The 15,972-nt window shown below is 61.0% G+C and carries 14 protein-coding genes; 9 read left to right on the top strand and 5 right to left on the bottom strand.

The annotated features are described in order from the left end of the window. The 4 genes from O6929_10225 to O6929_10210 form a co-directional block, all read right to left on the bottom strand. On the bottom strand, window positions 1–287 hold a 287-nt coding region (locus O6929_10225; protein MCZ6480763.1), incomplete at its 3' end, for a helix-turn-helix domain-containing protein. Between the two features lie 245 nt (window positions 288–532). Further along, window positions 533–1,585, bottom strand: coding sequence for an ABC transporter ATP-binding protein (locus tag O6929_10220; protein MCZ6480762.1), 1,053 nt, complete (start codon window positions 1,583–1,585; stop codon window positions 533–535). Further along, entirely contained in the window at window positions 1,566–3,248 is a 1,683-nt protein-coding gene (locus tag O6929_10215) for an iron ABC transporter permease (protein ID MCZ6480761.1), read from the bottom strand. The genes O6929_10220 and O6929_10215 overlap by 20 nt, the downstream gene beginning before the upstream one ends. A 19-nt stretch (window positions 3,249–3,267) precedes the next feature. Then, window positions 3,268–4,293 carry an extracellular solute-binding protein gene (locus O6929_10210; protein ID MCZ6480760.1) on the bottom strand — a complete coding sequence of 342 codons (1,026 nt, stop codon included), beginning with the start codon at window positions 4,291–4,293 and terminating at the stop codon, window positions 3,268–3,270. A 256-nt stretch (window positions 4,294–4,549) separates the two neighbouring features. On the opposite strand from O6929_10210, the gene O6929_10205 reads away from it, so the two are divergent. The 8 genes from O6929_10205 to O6929_10170 all read left to right on the top strand — a co-directional run bounded on the left by O6929_10205 (window position 4,550) and on the right by O6929_10170 (window position 13,212). Further along, complete coding sequence (locus O6929_10205) at window positions 4,550–5,221, top strand: metal-dependent transcriptional regulator (GenBank protein MCZ6480759.1); 672 nt, start codon at window positions 4,550–4,552, stop codon at window positions 5,219–5,221. A 124-nt stretch (window positions 5,222–5,345) separates the two neighbouring features. Beyond that, on the top strand, window positions 5,346–5,633 hold the full coding sequence (locus O6929_10200) for a metal-sensitive transcriptional regulator (protein MCZ6480758.1): 288 nt from the start codon (window positions 5,346–5,348) through the stop codon (window positions 5,631–5,633). A 38-nt stretch (window positions 5,634–5,671) separates the two neighbouring features. Further along, entirely contained in the window at window positions 5,672–8,296 is a 2,625-nt protein-coding gene (locus O6929_10195) for a heavy metal translocating P-type ATPase (GenBank protein MCZ6480757.1), read from the top strand. A 24-nt stretch (window positions 8,297–8,320) separates the two neighbouring features. Continuing rightward, the gene (locus O6929_10190; GenBank protein ID MCZ6480756.1) at window positions 8,321–8,437 is read left to right on the top strand and encodes a desulfoferrodoxin; all 117 of its coding nucleotides are present in this window, start codon (window positions 8,321–8,323) and stop codon (window positions 8,435–8,437) included. 362 nt (window positions 8,438–8,799) lie between these two features. After that, window positions 8,800–9,954 carry a trypsin-like peptidase domain-containing protein gene (locus O6929_10185; GenBank protein ID MCZ6480755.1) on the top strand — a complete coding sequence of 385 codons (1,155 nt, stop codon included), beginning with the start codon at window positions 8,800–8,802 and terminating at the stop codon, window positions 9,952–9,954. Further along, window positions 9,951–10,403 carry a DUF192 domain-containing protein gene (locus O6929_10180; protein MCZ6480754.1) on the top strand — a complete coding sequence of 151 codons (453 nt, stop codon included), beginning with the start codon at window positions 9,951–9,953 and terminating at the stop codon, window positions 10,401–10,403. Before O6929_10185 ends, O6929_10180 begins: the two co-directional genes overlap by 4 nt. Next, window positions 10,400–11,773, top strand: a complete 1,374-nt coding sequence (locus tag O6929_10175; protein MCZ6480753.1) for a pitrilysin family protein — start codon at window positions 10,400–10,402, stop codon at window positions 11,771–11,773. The genes O6929_10180 and O6929_10175 overlap by 4 nt, the downstream gene beginning before the upstream one ends. Before the next feature lie 137 nt (window positions 11,774–11,910). Then, the gene (locus O6929_10170) at window positions 11,911–13,212 is read left to right on the top strand and encodes a pitrilysin family protein (protein ID MCZ6480752.1); all 1,302 of its coding nucleotides are present in this window, start codon (window positions 11,911–11,913) and stop codon (window positions 13,210–13,212) included. 127 nt (window positions 13,213–13,339) lie between these two features. Here the strand turns inward: O6929_10170 and O6929_10165 are convergent, their stop codons facing one another. Beyond that, window positions 13,340–15,412, bottom strand: a complete 2,073-nt coding sequence (locus O6929_10165) for a DUF748 domain-containing protein (GenBank protein ID MCZ6480751.1) — start codon at window positions 15,410–15,412, stop codon at window positions 13,340–13,342. Between the two features lie 353 nt (window positions 15,413–15,765). Here O6929_10165 and O6929_10160 point away from each other — a divergent pair. Further along, on the top strand, window positions 15,766–15,972 hold a 207-nt coding region (locus O6929_10160), incomplete at its 3' end, for a hypothetical protein (GenBank protein MCZ6480750.1).

The raw sequence follows: 15,972 nt of genomic DNA, 5'->3' as shown, positions 1-15,972 counted from the left end.
AGGCCCGTCTCCTGGACCCCCGTCGCATCTGGGGTTTCCCGCAGGTAGGCCTTTGCCAGATGGTTTTTTTCGATCAGGTACCTCTTCCGGTGGGCATCGTACTCGATAAAGACACCAGCCTCCTTGAGGGCCCGAAGGTCCCGATAAATGGTCTTCGTCGTGAACCCCAGCTCTTCTGCAAGTAGGCTGGCGTTATAGTTAATTCGTCGACTTGCGAGGCGCTCCAGGATCTGATGGCGGCGAATGAGCTGACGAAGCCGGCCTTTTCGTTGGTGGTTTAGGTCCATCGTTACACCTCCTTGTCAGTCCGTGGGGCTCCATCTGCCGACACAGAGGGTTGTTCCGAGAGCTCACTGATGCTATAAGAGAAAAAGCTCGGCCCAGGGACCGAGTGTGACCTCAGTCCTTGAGGAGGAGCCTGCGGCTTCACCGTCCTCGCCCGCCAGCCTGGCCGGTGAAGTCGCTTTTTCTTTTTTAAGCCCTACGTTTTCCTACTTTTCCCCTGGTCACCCTTCTCCACAGAGCGCAAGCATCAGAGCCACGGTTTGGTTGCCTGAAAAGCCACCACGTGGGCTGGCTTCGCCACCACCTTCACCCGATCCCGGGGATGGAGGGTGAGGGTCGACGTGTGGTAACTGTGGATGGTGGCTCCCGAGGGAAGCTGGACCACGACAAGATTGTCCGGTCCTCGAAACTGTCGGGAGAGGACCATGGCGTTATCTGCCGGGTCGGGAAGCAGCTCGATGTGGTCAGGACGGATCATGACTTCAACATGCGCCCCTGTCGCGAAGCCGGGGGAGTTGGGCAGGGTGCCAATCTCGGTCACGATTCCCTCCTCGGTGACGCGGCCGGGCAGGAAGTCGGCCTTTCCCACAAAGCGGGCCACGAATCGGGTCGCCGGCTGGTGATAGATCTCCTCAGGTCTACCGATCTGCTCCAATCGCCCCTGGTTCAAGATGCCGACCCGGTCTGCGAGCATGAACGCTTCCTTTTGATCATGGGTCACAAAGATTGCGGTGGTCCCCAGCTCCCGGAGGATCGTATACACCTCGAGGTGCATTTGGGACATCAGGTCCGCATCCAAGTTGCTGAAGGGTTCGTCGAGGAGCAGGACGGATGGGCGGGGGGCCAGGGCTCGAGCCAACGCCACTCGCTGCTGCTGGCCCCCGGACAGTTCGTGGGGATAGCGGTATGTAAAAGGGGTAAGACCCACCGTCTCGAGCATGCCCTGGACCCGTTGGGCCCGGGTCGTGGCGTCCAGCTTCCTCAGGCCGAACGCGACATTTGACTCCACGGTCAGATGTGGGAATAGGGCGTATTCCTGAAAAACCATACCCACACCCCGCTCCTCTGGAGGAACAAAGATCTGTTTGTCAGCTATAATTTTCCCGCCAATTCGCACCACGCCGGCATCCGGCGTTTCAAAGCCGGCGATGAGACGCAACGCGGTGGTCTTCCCACTGCCGCTCGGCCCCAGGAGAGCGATGATCTCGCCAGGCTCCGCATTCAGGGAGAAGGTGTCCAGCGCGGGCAGATCCTGGAGAGAAAATCGCTTCGTCAATTCTTCAAGACACAGAAGTCTCATCGTGACGCACGCTCGTCCGCGCAAGAATCAGGACCGGGAGAATCCCGACGGCTACAATGGTCAGTGCCGGCAGAGCCGCCGCTTGCCAAAGGGATTCAGAGGTGAGCTCCCAGACTCTGAGCGCAAGGGTTTCATAGCCAAAAGGTCTCAGAAGCAGAGTGGCCGGCATTTCCTTGATCACGTCCACGAACACGAGGATCGCTGCGGTACAGAGGCCACCCCGGATCAGCGGGAGATGGATGCGCCACAGCACTCCCCCTTGGCTGACTCCAAGCGAGCGGCCCGCCATGTCCATGTTTGGCGTGATCTTGACCAAGCTCGCTTCGACCGTCTGACAACTCACTGCCAGGAAGCGGACCAGATAGGCGAATACCAGGCCCACCATCGAACCGGTGAGGAGGAGGCCGCTCCCGACGCCCCAGGTGGCGAGCAGGAGGGCATCCAGGCTGTGGTCCACGAAGGCGAGCGGTACCAGGACCCCGACCGCGATCACCGAGCCGGGCAGGGCGTATCCCATGCTCGCGATGCGGCCAAAGGTGGCCACAATCCGGCTCCGGCTCAGCCGGAGGCCGTAGGCCACCACCACGGCGGCTGCGACCGCTACAGTAGCGGTAATCGCTCCCAGGGTCAGGGTGTTGAGCATGTACTCCGAATATCTGTCGTAGTCCGAACCCCCAAGATCGGCCACCGTCCAGAGGATGAGTTGGACGACGGGTACCAGAAAAGCCACACCGACGGTGAGCCCAGCCACCCCGCTCGCGGTCCAGGCCTTCCAGCCGGTGAGCCTTTTTGGAGCGGCAGGCCGGACCTTTCCTTCGGTCTGGTAAAAGCGGGCGCGGCCCCGTAGCGATCGCTCGAGCAGGTACACGGTGAGGGTGAAAAGGAGGAGCAGACTCGCCAGCTCCGTCGCAGCTCCGCGGTCAAAAAGGCCGAACCACACGCGGTAGATGGCCACCGTAAACGTGTTGAATCCGTAGATGGCGACCGTACCGAAGTCTGCCAAGGATTCCATCAGAGCCAGCGTGAGACCGGCTACAATGGACGGACGGGCAAGAGGCAGCACCACCTTCCAGAAGACCTTCCGGCGGCTTGCCCCGAGGGCGTGGGCCGCCTCGAGGGTTGTTTCCGACTGCTCGAGGAACGCGGCGCGCGCGAGCAGGTAGACATAGGGGTAAAAGACGAGCGTCATAACCAGCACTACGCCGCCAGGGGAGGCGACGTCCGGGAACCAGATCCCCGGCCCGAAGGCGTGGCGCAGCCAGCTCTGGACTGGGCCGGCATAGTCGAAGATGGCCAGAAAGACAAAGCCGATGACATACGCAGGCATGGCCAGGGGGAGGATGAGGAGCCATTCGAATGCTGCTCGGCCCGGAAAGCGGTACATCGTCACCAACCAGGCAAGGCCAATTCCGAGTACAGCCACACCGAGCCCCACTCCGGCGATCAAGATAAGTGTGTTCCATATGAGTTCCGTGAGCTGCGTCTCCCAGAGGTGCCTCCAGACCTCCAGGCTGGGCGTCGCAATGGACGAGACCACGATCAATATCGGCGTGGCGACGAGGAGCGCCACGGCGCCGGCGGCCACCGGCCAGGGATCGCGCGGGCGCCAAGGCCTGGGATGCCGGAGGCCGAATGCGACCGATTTCACCTCGCTTGTTGCCATGCCAAGGATGTCTCCTGTCTTACTTGTAGCCTGCTCGGTCGCACAGCTTGACCGCGGCCACCTGCAGGGCGCCGGCCGCAGCGACGTCCACCGTATCCGCTTTGAACTCCCCCCAGTCGAGGAGCAGGGTATTCGGCTTGACTGCTGGGTTGGCGGGATACTCGTAGTTGGCGTCGGCGTACAGGTTCTGCGCCTCGGCTGAGCTCAGGAACTCAATCAGCTGAATTGCCTTGGTGCGGTGTTTGGCGTGCTTCGTCACCCCGGCGCCGGAGATGTTCACATGAACACCCCGGCCATTTTGATTCGGCCAGAACACCGTCACCGGAAATTCAGGGTCCTTCACCGTGAGCCGCGCGAGGTAGTACGTGTTGGCGATGGTTACGTCACACTGTCCCGCGGCGACGGCCTTGAGCATCTGGGTGTCGCTGTTGAAGATCCGCCGCATGTTGGCGATCCATCCACGTACGACCTCCTCGGTTCGCTGCTCGCCGAGCGTCTTGATCATCGTCGCGACGAGCGATTGGGTATACACTTTCCGCGAGGTGCGAAGGCACAGCCGTCCCCGCCATCGGGGAGCCGCCAGCGCCTCGTAAGTGGAGAGGGCGGAGGGCGTGACCCGCTCGGTGCTGTACATGATCGGCCGCGCACGCACCGAAAGGCCGACCCAGGCGTTATCCTTGGCCCTCAGATGCGCCGGGATATTTTTCATTATAACGGGCGAGGCGAAACCCTGGAGCAGACCCACCTGTTCTGCAAGCCAGAGATTCCCGGCATCCACGGTGATGAAGATGTCAGCCGGGGTGTGAGATCCCTCCGCCTTCAAGCGCTCGAAGAGTTCAACCTCCTTCGCGGTAAAGTATTTCACCTCGATGCCTGTCTTTTCCGTAAAGGCGTCGAACATCGGCTTGATGAGCCTCTCGATCCGAGCCGAGTAGACCACCACCAGCCCGACCTCGCGGGCCTGCAGGGGCGTTATCGAATGGGTCAGCAGATGAGTGGTCGCCAAGGTCAAGGCCGTAACTATTCGGAATGCAAAGCTTCTCATGTCCGGTTCCCCTACTTGCTTACCTGGTGCGACCCTTTCTTCCTGCCCCGAACCACCACGATGGGCCCAAAGAGAAGCTACAAAAATAGCAAATTCAGGCTCATACGGAGGCTATAGTGTGCAAGTTAAGCTAGGGTTAATTCAATACGCTGTCAAGCCTTTTCTACGAGATTATGCTCACCTGTACTAGATTGTCTTGACAGCAGATTTCGGCTCGATTACGATGACTTATTGACAACAAGCCATGGGGGAGAATATGACTCACGACATTGGCCTGATGGAAAAAACAGAGATGTACCTCAAGGCGATGGTGGTCATCCAGCAATCGGCGGCTCCTGTCACGACCTCCAAGGTTGCCGATTTCTTAAAGATCAGCGTCCCGGCTGCGTCAGACATGATTAAGCGATTGATGCAGAAGGGGCTCGTGTTAACCGAGACTGATGGGGGTATTGGAGTCACCGCGGACGGGCTACAGATCGCGCTCCAGGTCATTCGCCGGCTCCGAGTGGCCGAGCGCTTTCTCGCCGATGTGCTCGGGTTGTCTTTGGAAAAGGTCTATGACGAAGCATGCAAGTTCGAACACATCTTGAGCGGCGAGGTGGAAGAGCGGCTGGTCCAGCTCCTCAAAGATCCGATGAGCTGCCCGCATGGACACCCCATCCCGGACGTCAGCGGCCGGCTTCCCTTTGACTACCCGGGAACCACACTCGCTGAGATGAAAGAAGGGGCAAAGACAACCGTCTTCAGTGTTCCCGAGGAGGATGCGGATTTGCTCGTCTATCTCACGGAGCTAGGACTTTTGCCTCATGTGAATCTTCAGGTCAAACGGATTGCCCCGTACCAGGGCCCCATCTTTTTGCTGATCGGGGATACGCAGCAGGCGGTCGGACTCGATGTCGCCTCGCGGATTTACGTTACGCCCACCTAGCCTCGATTTCGTGTCTGTCCCCCCTTGAACAAGGCAAGCCCGAGAATTTGCTTGACAAGAGTGGTGTCAGTCATATACCATACCGGGGTATAGTGTCTGTGGGATCTTTTCGAGGGGGCCAGGGATGATTAATGAGGAGACGAAACGGGAGGTCTTGAACCGGCTGAAGCGGATCGAGGGACAGGTCCAGGGGATTCAGCGGATGGTGCAGGAGCAGAAGTACTGTGTCGACATCCTCCTCCAGGTGTCGGCGGTGCAAGGGGCGCTGGGCCAGGTGAGTAAGCGGCTCCTAGGTCGGCACATCGAAAGCTGTGTCGCCGACGCCTTTGCCTCAGGCAACGATCGGCAGCGGGAGCGAAAGATCGAGGAACTCCTGGAAGTCTTTTCCCGCTTTGGCCGGCCGAGTCGGTAAGGGCCCTGATTGATGGCGATGTAGTGGAGCTTTCTGCTATGAGTACAAAGCAGATGATCCATGAACAAGACGTGCAGGATATGACGATCGATTTTCCGATCCGGGGGATGCACTGTGCGAGCTGCGCGAGCCGGATCGAGAAAGCCCTGCGGGCGGTCCCGGGCGTTCGGGACTCGGCAGTCAACTTCGGGGCCGAGCGGGCCGAGGTGCACATCGTTCCGGGACGGACGTCGCCCGGGGCCCTCCACCGCGTTGTGCAGGATCTGGGGTACGACGTGCCGCAGGAAGAGGTGGTGGTCCCCATTGAAGGGATGCACTGCGCCTCCTGTGTCAGCCGAATTGAGAAGGGACTCGCGTCGGTCCCCGGGGTCATCCGGGCGAGCGTGAATCTCGCCACCGGGCAGGCAGTTGTCTCGTACATCCCTCGGCCCACGATGGTCACGGATCTGAGACGGGCGATCCAGGAATCGGGGTATACCCCCCTTGAGATGGCGGCGCCGGAGGCCGCGGCCGATCGGGAGAAGGCGCTCAGGGAGCGGGAGTCACGGGAACTCAAGAAAAAATTTGTGGTGGGGGCCGCGCTCAGCAGCTTGGTCGTCATCGGGGCTCTGCCCCATATGGGGCTCGAATTCTTGAGCGCCTGGATCCCGCCTCTCCTTTCGAGCCCATGGACACAGTTCCTCCTGGCTACACCGGTCCACTTCTGGGTCGGATGGCAGTTTCACCGCGGTTTTTTCATCATGCTCCGACACAGAACCGCTGACATGAACACGCTGGTCTCCCTCGGGACAAACGCCGGCTATCTCTACAGCGTGATAGCGACGGTCTCCCCGTCCTTCTTTGCGGTCGAAGGGCAGGTGGCCGTCTACTTTGAGGCCGTCGCGGTCCTCCATACGTTGATCATCCTCGGCCGCTGGCTCGAGACGAGGGCGCGGGGTCGGACCAGCGAGGCGATCAAAAAGCTCATGGGACTTCAGGTCAAGACCGCCCGGGTGCTTCGCCCGATCGGGCCTGGCGATGAGTCAGGGATAGCCGAACGGGCTGCCGGGGTTGGAACCGATGTGGAGGAGAGGGACGTTCCCATTGAGGAGGTTCAGATCGGGTATCGAATTCTCGTCCGCCCGGGGGAGAAGATTCCGGTGGATGGCGTTGTCCTGGAGGGAGCCTCAGCGGTGGACGAGTCGATGCTTACCGGCGAAAGTCTCCCGGTCGAGAAGCGGGCCGGGAATGTGGTGTTCGGGGCCACCCTGAACAAAACCGGCTCCTTTGTCTTTGAGGCGACCAAGGTGGGAAGGGAGACCGCCCTGGCCCAGATCATCAAGCTGGTAGAGCAAGCCCAGGCCTCAAAGCCGCCGATCCAGCAACTGGCCGACCGCATTGCTGCGGTGTTTGTCCCCACGGTCGTGAGCATCGCGGTGCTTACCTTCGGGGTCTGGCTCATCTGGGGGCCGGCGCCAGCCTTTATCTTCGGGCTGAGTAACTTCATGGCCGTTCTCCTGATCGCCTGTCCGTGTGCAATAGGCCTCGCCGCTCCGACGGCGGTCATGGTGGGGGTCGGCAAGGGGGCGGAGTACGGGATTCTTTTTCGGGGGGCCGAGCCCCTGGAGATGAGCTCGAAGCTCAGTGCGGTCGTGCTGGACAAGACCGGGACCCTCACCCGAGGGGAACCATCGGTCACCGACATCGTCGTGGGTTCAGAGTTCAGGGTTCAGGCATCAGATTTCAGAATTAAGGGTTCAGAAACGGGCCTTGCCGTGAACCCTGAACCCTCAACCCTGAACGCTGAGCAGCGCGAGCTGCTCCGATTGGCCGCGAGCGCAGAGCGGACTTCAGAGCACCCTTTGGGGGAATCCATCGTGGCACGGGCAAAGGCAGAGGGCCTGGCACTATCCACCCCCGAGGCCTTTGAGGCGATTCCAGGTCACGGTATCCGAGCCACCGTGGAGGGGCGGCGCGTCCTCCTCGGGAATCTGAAGCTGATGCAGGAGCAAGGGCTTGCCCTCAACGGGTTGGCCCAGGAGGCACAGCGGTTGGCCGGCGAAGGGAAGACGCCGATTTTCCTGGCGATAGACGAGACGCTGACCGGGATGGTTGCGGTGGCTGACACGCTGAAGCCCCATGCCCAGGAGGCGGTAGCTGCCTTTCATCGCCTGGGACTTGAGGTGGTGATGATCACCGGTGATACCCGCAGGACCGCAGAGGCCATCGCGAAGCAGGTAGGGATTGATCGGGTGGTGGCCGAGGTGTTGCCGGACGAGAAGGCCAGTGAAGTGCGGAAACTGCAGGCCGAGGGAAAAGTGGTGGCTATGATCGGAGATGGCATCAACGATGCCCCCGCACTTGCCCAGGCGGATGTCGGCATCGCTATCGGGACTGGGACCGACGTGGCGATGGAGGCATCAGATGTCACACTGATTACTGATGACCTTAGGGGGGTCGTGACCGCCATTGCTCTCGGCAAACGCACCATGCGGACCATGAAACAGAACTTCTTTTGGGCGCTTGCCTACAATACGATCCTGATCCCGGTGGCCGCGGGGGTTCTCTACCCCGTGGTCGGGCTGCTCATGAGTCCAGTCCTCGCCGGCGGGGCCATGGCGCTCTCCTCGGTGTCGGTTGTCTCAAACTCCTTACGGCTCAGGGCATTCCGCCCAACACTCTAACATGCGTTGAAAGGAGGAGGAGTCGTGCCTGTGGTGAACGAAGTCTATGTCTGCGAACGATGTGGCCTGGAAGTGCAGGTGCTCAAGGCAGGCCACTGCATCCCCCAATGTTGTGGGCAGGAGATGCGGCGTAAGCCGTGACGCGGTCGGAAGAGGGACCGTCCTTCTGCTGGCGGTCCCTTTTTGCGTTTACTAGCCCGCATTATTCACGAAGACACTCGGTTCGTGAATAATGCGCCTGCGGGTGCGGGCTCGGCCGCACCGGCAGGTTTCGATCCCGCCGCAGCGGCGGGCCTCAAGGCTAGCCCTGAGCGACGCCCCGCAAACGCGGGGCGGAGTCGAAGCCCGGAGGGCAGATTATTCACTTCTATGTGAATAATCCGGGCTAGCAAGAGCCGTCTGGCGGGTCTAAGCGATCGGGCACATTGACAAGCGGAAAGGAAATGGGATAGTAAGACGTTTATTCTTCTGCGGTTCCAAGGGATGAGGAGGGCGGATACGTTATGATGCGAAAACCGGGGGTGATTAGGACGACCGCCCTGATCGCTGCCGCATTGATCATTGTGTTTCTGGACGTCCACCCGTCCCCGCGCCAGCCGAGTGAAGCGCTGGCGGTGCTTCCTGTCGTTTGGGCAGCGACCCCGGAGGGGGAGCTGACCGCCGCGGAGGAAGTCATCATCCGGGTCTATCGAGAGGTCGGCCCGGCGGTGGTCAACATCACCAGCACGGCGATGGTCTACGATTTCTTCTTTAACGTGGTTCCCCAGCAAGGGGCTGGCTCGGGCTTCATCATCGATAAGAGGGGACATATCATCACCAACAATCACGTGGTCGAAGATGCCAGACGCCTCGAAGTGACGCTCGCCAGTGGAAAAAAGGTGTCGGCGAGGCTCATCGGTCGGGATCCCTTCAATGACCTGGCCGTGATCAAGATCGATGTACCGGATGAGAAGTTCCACATCGTCCGGCTCGGGGACTCGGACCAGCTCCGGGTCGGACAGATGGCTATCGCCATCGGCAACCCCTTCGGCCTTGACCGGACGGTCACCAGCGGCGTGGTGAGCTCACTCGATAGAACGCTCCGGGCCGACAATGGGCGAGAGATCCGGGGCGTGATCCAGACCGACGCCGCCATCAACCCTGGCAATAGCGGCGGACCCCTTCTGAATTCCCGCGGCGAAGTGATCGGGATCAATACGGCCATCTTCAGCCCGAGCGGCGGTTCGGTGGGGATTGGGTTTGCGATTCCCATCAACAAGGTCAAGCGCATTGTTCCGCAATTGATCACCAAAGGTCGGGTAAGCCATCCCTGGCTTGGCATCTCCGGGCTTACCCTGACGCCGGAGATTAGTCGGACCCTAAGCCTGCGCGTCGAGCAGGGGGTGTTGGTGGTCCGTGTGACCCGGCGATCACCCGCGGCCCGGGCGGGCATTCGAGGAGGAAGGCGCCGGATTCGGATCGGCAACACCATCCTCCGGGTTGGTGGCGATGTGCTTGTGGGCGTCGATGGGCAAGAAATTAAGAGCATGAGGGACCTCATCGCCTACTTCGATGATCAGAAAAGGGTCGGCCAGACGGTGGAGCTCGAGATCCTGCGCGATGGCCTACGCATCATGATCACCGCGACATTGGGCGAGCTGCCGAAGGAATTATCATGATTACCCGCCGGTCTCTCCCCTGGATTCTTGTCTGCGTGCTGAGTGCTGGAGTCGAGGTGGCTGCAGGGGCTCAGGTACGGATCGGGGACCGAGCGGTGGTGACAGTCGAAGTGGCCCAGACCGAGGCGGAGAAAATCCGCGGGCTCAGCGGACGGGAGGGCCTGGCGCCTGGAAGGGGAATACTGTTTGTGTACGAGGCGCCGGCCCGGCCGCTCATATGGATGCGGGGCATGAGGTTTCCCCTTGATATCCTCTGGATTCGGGATGGACGCGTGGTGGATCTGGTGACGGGAGCGAAACCACCGGCTCCGGGCGAGGCCCCCCAGGTCTTTTCGCCGCGTGAAGAGGTTCACTATGTACTCGAAGTTCCTGCCGGCTTTGCCAAGCGCCATGGGGTCCGCCTCGACGACCCGGTCCAAATCAACCTGGAGAGGGGAGGGGAGCAGTGAGACGTGCGCGCTGGATACCCATGGCATGCTTGCTCCTGGCGCTGCTACCGCTCCTGGCGCACGGGACTGAAGCCGGGGGACTCGACGTCTTTGAGACCACACTGGACAACGGGCTCAAGGTGCTCTTGCTGGAGGAGCACAAGGCGCCTGTGGTCACGTTTCATATCTGGTACCGGGTCGGATCCCGGAACGAGCAATTCGGGCATACGGGTCTCGCGCATCTCGTCGAGCACATGATGTTCAAGGGGACCGAAAAGATCGGGGGGCAAGAGTTCAGCCGGCGGGTGCGCCGGAACGGAGGGCGCGATAACGCCTTCACCAGCCAGGACTATACTGGCTACTTCGTGACCATTGCGGCGGATCGCATTCAACTCCCCCTGGAGTTAGAACCGGATCGGATGGTCAACCTGCGCCTCGACCCCGCCGAGGTCAAGCGGGAGCGCAGCGTGGTCATGGAGGAGCGACGGTTGCGCACCGAGGACGACCCGTCGAGTGCGTTGTGGGAGGAGGTCAATGCGGCCGCGTTCAAGGCGTATCCCTACGGCCATCCGGTGATCGGCTGGATGGAGGACCTGCGGCAGCTGACCCGCACAGATGTCCAAAATTTTTATAAAACGTACTATGTCCCGAACAACGCGGTGGTCGTCGTGGTTGGGGACTTTGACCGCGCACAACTTCTCCCGAGGATCCAGGAGGCGTTTGGCTCGATTCCCCGGGCCCCCGAGCCACCCCCCGTACGCAGCGACGAACCGTCGCAAAAGGGGGAACGGCGGGTCATGCTCAGACGGCAGGACGCCCGGCTTCCCTCCCTTGTTGCCGGCTATCATGCCCCGAACATGAAGGATCCTGATAGCTACGCCCTGGACATGCTCGAAGTGATCCTCGCTGGTGGAAAAAGTGCACGGCTTTACCGGCATCTGGTCTACGAAAAGCAGCTTGCCTTGGGTGCGGGTGCCTATTATGCCCGGGTCTCCGCTGCCCCAGACCTTTTTAGTCTCTATGCGACCTCGCTTCCCGGCAAGAGCGTGGAGGAACTGGAGCAGGCACTGTTTGATGAGATCGAGCGGATCAAGACAGAGCTGGTCTCGGCCCGGGAACTTCAGAAGGCCAAAAACCAGATCGAGGCTAGTTTCATCTTTAGTCAGGACTCGATTTTCAGCCTGGCCCGGCAGCTGGCGTCCTACGAGATTGTGGCAGGGTGGCGCTACTGGGAGGTGTACCTTCCCGGGATTCGTGCCGTGACCCGCGAAGATGTCCGGCGGGTGGCCCAGAAGTACCTTGGGAGCGAGAAGCGGACGGTGGGAGTCCTTATCCCGGGAGACCAGCAATCAACAGACAGCAGTCAGCAATCAGCGGTCGGCAGTCACTAATCAGCCGTCTGCAGTCAGCAGTCGGCTATCAGCATTCAGCATGTGAGATCAGAGCTTTCTTGCTGATAGATGACAGCGGATAGCTGACTGCCAGAGTTCCTGAGATGCGAGGACAGCTGAGGAAAACCAGTCTTGTTATGCTTGTGCTGGGTCTCGCCCTGCCGAGACTGGCCGACGCGGCGCCGGTCGGCCGCCGGGTCGAGATGCAGAATGGGTTGACCCTCCTCGTCGCGGAGCGGCCGATGCTCCCCATGGTCACAGTCGAGGTCCTGATCGAGGCTGGTTCCTTGCGCGAGCCGAAAGAGAAGGCGGGGCTTGCCAACCTCACCGCCGAGCTCCTGCCCCTGGGAACGGCTAGCCGAACGGCTCCCGAAATCAGTGAGACCATCGAGTTTGTGGGGGGAGGTCTCAGCGCCAGCGCCTCGAGGGACCTCGCCTCAGTATCACTGACCGTCCTAAAACGGGATTTGGATCTTGGCCTGGAACTGCTCGCGGATGTGCTGATGCGTCCGGCGTTTCGGAAGGAGGAGATCGCACGAAAGGTTCAGGAACTCCAGGGGAGTATCCACCGGAAGCAGGAAGATCCCGGCACGGTGGTCCAGGAGGCCTTTGCCTCAACCCTCTTCGGGGAACGTCCGTACGGCCGGCCGGTGGAGGGGACCGAAGAGAGCCTGCCCAGGATCACCCGGAAGGACCTGGTTGAGTTTCATCAGCGCTATTATGTCCCCAACAACAGCATCCTGGCGGCCGCAGGGGATGTGACACTCGAAGAGATGCAGCGTGCTTTAGAGAAACACCTCCAGGGCTGGTCACGGAAGGCGATTCCCTCCTTTGAGGTATCCGCCGTGTCTCCCCCTGCGAGCCTGCAGGTGGTAAAGATCGATCGGGAGGTGACCCAGGCCAATATTGTCTGGGGGCATTTGGGGATCGAGCGCAAGAATCCGGACTATTACGCCCTTTCAGTCATGAATCTGATCCTGGGAGGCGGGGGTTTGACCTCTCGCCTGATGCGGAGCATCCGTGAGGAAAAGGGCTGGGCCTACGACGTGCAGAGCTTCTTCAGCGCCCGCCGCTTGCCCGGGGCCTTCGAGGTGAGTCTTCAAACGAAAAACGAGACAGCGGGCTCAGCCATTGAGGAGGTGCTGCGCCAGGTCCGGGATATCCGCGAAAACGGGGTGACCGCGAAGGAGCTTGAGGAGGCCAAGGGCTTCTTGACCGGAAGCTTCCCCCTGCGGTTCGAGACGAATCGGCAAGTGGTGAGCTTTCTGGCTGCGGTCGAGTTTTACGGCCTGGGGATGGACTACCCCGACCGCTATCCCGAGATTATCCGCGCGGTGACCCGCGAGGATGTCCTTCGGGTCGCGCGCAGATACCTGCATCCGGATCGAGGCATCCTGGTGGTAGTGGCCGATCCTGCCGAGGTCAAGCTCCCCTTTTAAGTCAGGTCCTTCCCCCGGTCCCGCTAGGTGAAATCGTTTCCAAGCCAGAGTCGTCGTGCGGGCAGTCCGTCGGGTCGGGTCTTCGGATGGGGTCCGCGCTTGGGAATCCTCGGCGGCAAGGGGAGTGTCAGTCGAGCATGCGAAACTCGACCCGACCGGCCCCCCGCTTTTTCACGGCGTTTGGATCGGCGGTCAGGACAAAGAGCCGCTTTGCCGCGACCCGACGGCGGACAAGGGCCCGCTCGATGAAGCGTGCGCGGTCTTCGGCAAGCTTCCGCAATTTTTGCTCGGTCGAGCCACGGGCACGACGGCGCTGCCGCGCCAGTGCTTTCGCCTCTGGGCGACTCGCCCGCCCGCGCAGCTGAAGCTCAACGTTTGGTCGCTTTCGCAGGAAGGCGGCGAGACGGTCAAGTCGCTTCACCCCTCGCTTATCTGGCTTGAGTGAGCCTGGCTGAAAGCCAATGGGATCGATCCGCACTGCGGTGATTTTTCCCCCCACCGTTACAATCTTGCCGATCAGCCGGAAGGGGGCTGTGAGGGCCTTCAAGATCCCGTTTCGGACGGCCTTCCAGACGACGCTGCTGAATAGGAACTTGGGATTGTCAAGTTTGCCCTCCACTGGGATCTTCAGGGTGATCTCGCCATTGAGGCCCTCGAGGAGGGCAAGGGCAAGCTTGAGGGGGATGCCGACCTGCCCTTCGAACTCGTCTTCGATGGGGTCGCCGACTTTGATCTGGCGGATACGGATCTCATTGCCGGCGTCGAGGTTGCCGGCATCATAGTGGTATTTTACCTTGGTGGTTACGCGGCCGCGCTGGATTTGGTGCCGGACGTACTTGACCGCGTAAGGGTTCACCCGCGATAACTCGTAGTCGTTGACCGTCCCTTCAAGGTAGACCTTGAGGGGCCGAGCGACCGTGAACCACCCGCTGAGTTCTACGGGGGCGGACCCTCCCAGGATCCCTTTTATTTTGAGGCTGGCCCGATCAGTCTTCGGGGACGGTTTGCGGACCTCAACTGTCGCGGGGGAAAGCTCATCAGTGAAGGTCGGAGTGACCGTCCTGTCCACGAACAACATGCGGCTGTCACGGGCCTCGAGATGTCGGATCGCGAGAGGTGCCGGAGCACCTGACGGGGTTATGCCCGCCCCACCCTCCGGTGGGATAGCAGCCCACAGCCGCCGAAGGTTGAAATTACCGTCGTGGTCCCGCTCGATCCGGACGGTCATCCCAGTGAGCTGGACGTTGGCGACCTCGGCGTGAACGACCGGCATATTGCTCGCCCGGACGGGGTCGGCCGTGAGCCGCGCGGCGCGAAAGAATGGCTTTTTGTTGCCAGGAAATCCGAACGCCACGCCACGCCCCTCAATGGCGCCGCTCATCTCGATGACAAGATATTCTTGCTGATTCAAGGTCGCGACCACGTTCAGGCGCCCGTCGAGGTCCCCGGCAACGGCCTCTGCTCCGCTAAGGAAATACTGCACGTACGCCTGAAAGAACGTGAGGGGTACGCGCGTGGCGTTCACCTTTAGCCGAGTCACAAACGGACTAAGATGAAGCGTGCCGCTCATCTGGACAGGGGCTCCATCTAATTGGAAGTTACCTGTGACCTGCCCAGGCTTCGCCTCGGGGATCAGCGGCACCGGCCGTATCGTGAGTGCAAGATCCTTGACGAGACTTTTCGCCACCGGTGTGGTCGTGTGATCCACGACAGTAATCAGGCCTCCCTGCACGTCCAAGCGCGCGATCGTGAATTCGCCGGTATCTGCATCCCCCTCTACCAGAGAGCGGAAAATTTCGGTGACGTTCCAGCGACGGTCTTCGGTCCGCTCGAGGCGCAGCGTCGGCTGGTGAGCCATCACTGTGTGTATGATCATTTGACGGTGAAGGAGGGCGCGCCGGGAAAACTGCAGGTCGAGCGTCGGCACCCGCAGGATGGTCTCGGTTCCGTCGCCGCCGATGACAAGATCCGAGACCTGTGCTCTGCCGGTGAAGAGGTTCAGGTCGACGTCCCGAATGGCCACGGACGCAGGGATCAAGGCATCGAGACGCTGCACCGCCACGTGGCGCACCACCACCGGCAACAGGAGGAGGGGGAGCACCACAAAAAGAAACACCAGGCCGGGGCCGGCGGGATAGTGTCCAGGCCGGTGAGATACCTGCTTCCTGGTTTGAGCCTGTGCGAGCTCTTGGGTCGACATTTCACCCGTCCCTTTGCATTTTCCCTGCCATCGGGGAGCGCAGAAAAGACACGGGGTTAGCACCCCTGTCGGTCACTCAGCGTCCCCGAGTCCACCCGGACGGCCGATTTCTTGTCAGTCCTCCGTGAGCGCCGCAAGCGTCTCAATTACAGCTCGTCCAACACGTGTGGTGAATCCTCCTCCCGCTGGGGCATCGGCGCTCACACCGGCGTTGCGGTAGGATGGTCAAGGATGCATAATGCCGTGTAAACTTGGTGTTGTTCTGGAAGCTGTTCGGTGGCCTGGGTGATAGGCACACCAAACCGTATTGGAAGGGGCCACAAAAATATGCTGTCAAATCAGGGGTATAACCAATGGTTTGCGTCCGCGACGTGACGCTACGTGACGGATTGCAAGGCTTGTCGGTCGTCCTCCCTACCGTAACGAAGGTGGAGGTGTACCAGCAGCTCCTTGGGGCCGGGGTCGAGGAGGCCCAGGTGACTTCCTTTGTCTCGCCGCGGCGCCTTCCCCAGCTGGCCGACGCCGAGGCCCTGTGGGACGCCCTAAGGCCCTTCCCCGGC

Source organism: Candidatus Methylomirabilota bacterium, from assembly GCA_027293415.1.
GTDB lineage: Bacteria > Methylomirabilota > Methylomirabilia > Methylomirabilales > CSP1-5 > CSP1-5.
This window is presented reverse-complemented; position numbering and strand designations above follow the sequence as displayed.

Bases quoted from the DNA above. Each gene is read 5' to 3' on its own strand.
- O6929_10185 (MCZ6480755.1), top strand. From the start codon at position 8,800: ATGATGCGAAAACCGGGGGTGATTAGGACGACCGCCCTGATCGCTGCC.
- O6929_10210 (MCZ6480760.1), bottom strand. From the start codon at position 4,293: ATGAGAAGCTTTGCATTCCGAATAGTTACGGCCTTGACCTTGGCGACC.
- O6929_10205 (MCZ6480759.1), top strand. From the start codon at position 4,550: ATGACTCACGACATTGGCCTGATGGAAAAAACAGAGATGTACCTCAAG.
- O6929_10215 (MCZ6480761.1), bottom strand. From the start codon at position 3,248: ATGGCAACAAGCGAGGTGAAATCGGTCGCATTCGGCCTCCGGCATCCC.
- O6929_10170 (MCZ6480752.1), top strand. From the start codon at position 11,911: ATGCTTGTGCTGGGTCTCGCCCTGCCGAGACTGGCCGACGCGGCGCCG.
- O6929_10200 (MCZ6480758.1), top strand. From the start codon at position 5,346: ATGATTAATGAGGAGACGAAACGGGAGGTCTTGAACCGGCTGAAGCGG.
- O6929_10195 (MCZ6480757.1), top strand. From the start codon at position 5,672: ATGAGTACAAAGCAGATGATCCATGAACAAGACGTGCAGGATATGACG.
- O6929_10220 (MCZ6480762.1), bottom strand. From the start codon at position 1,585: ATGAGACTTCTGTGTCTTGAAGAATTGACGAAGCGATTTTCTCTCCAG.
- O6929_10165 (MCZ6480751.1), bottom strand. From the start codon at position 15,412: ATGTCGACCCAAGAGCTCGCACAGGCTCAAACCAGGAAGCAGGTATCT.
- O6929_10180 (MCZ6480754.1), top strand. From the start codon at position 9,951: ATGATTACCCGCCGGTCTCTCCCCTGGATTCTTGTCTGCGTGCTGAGT.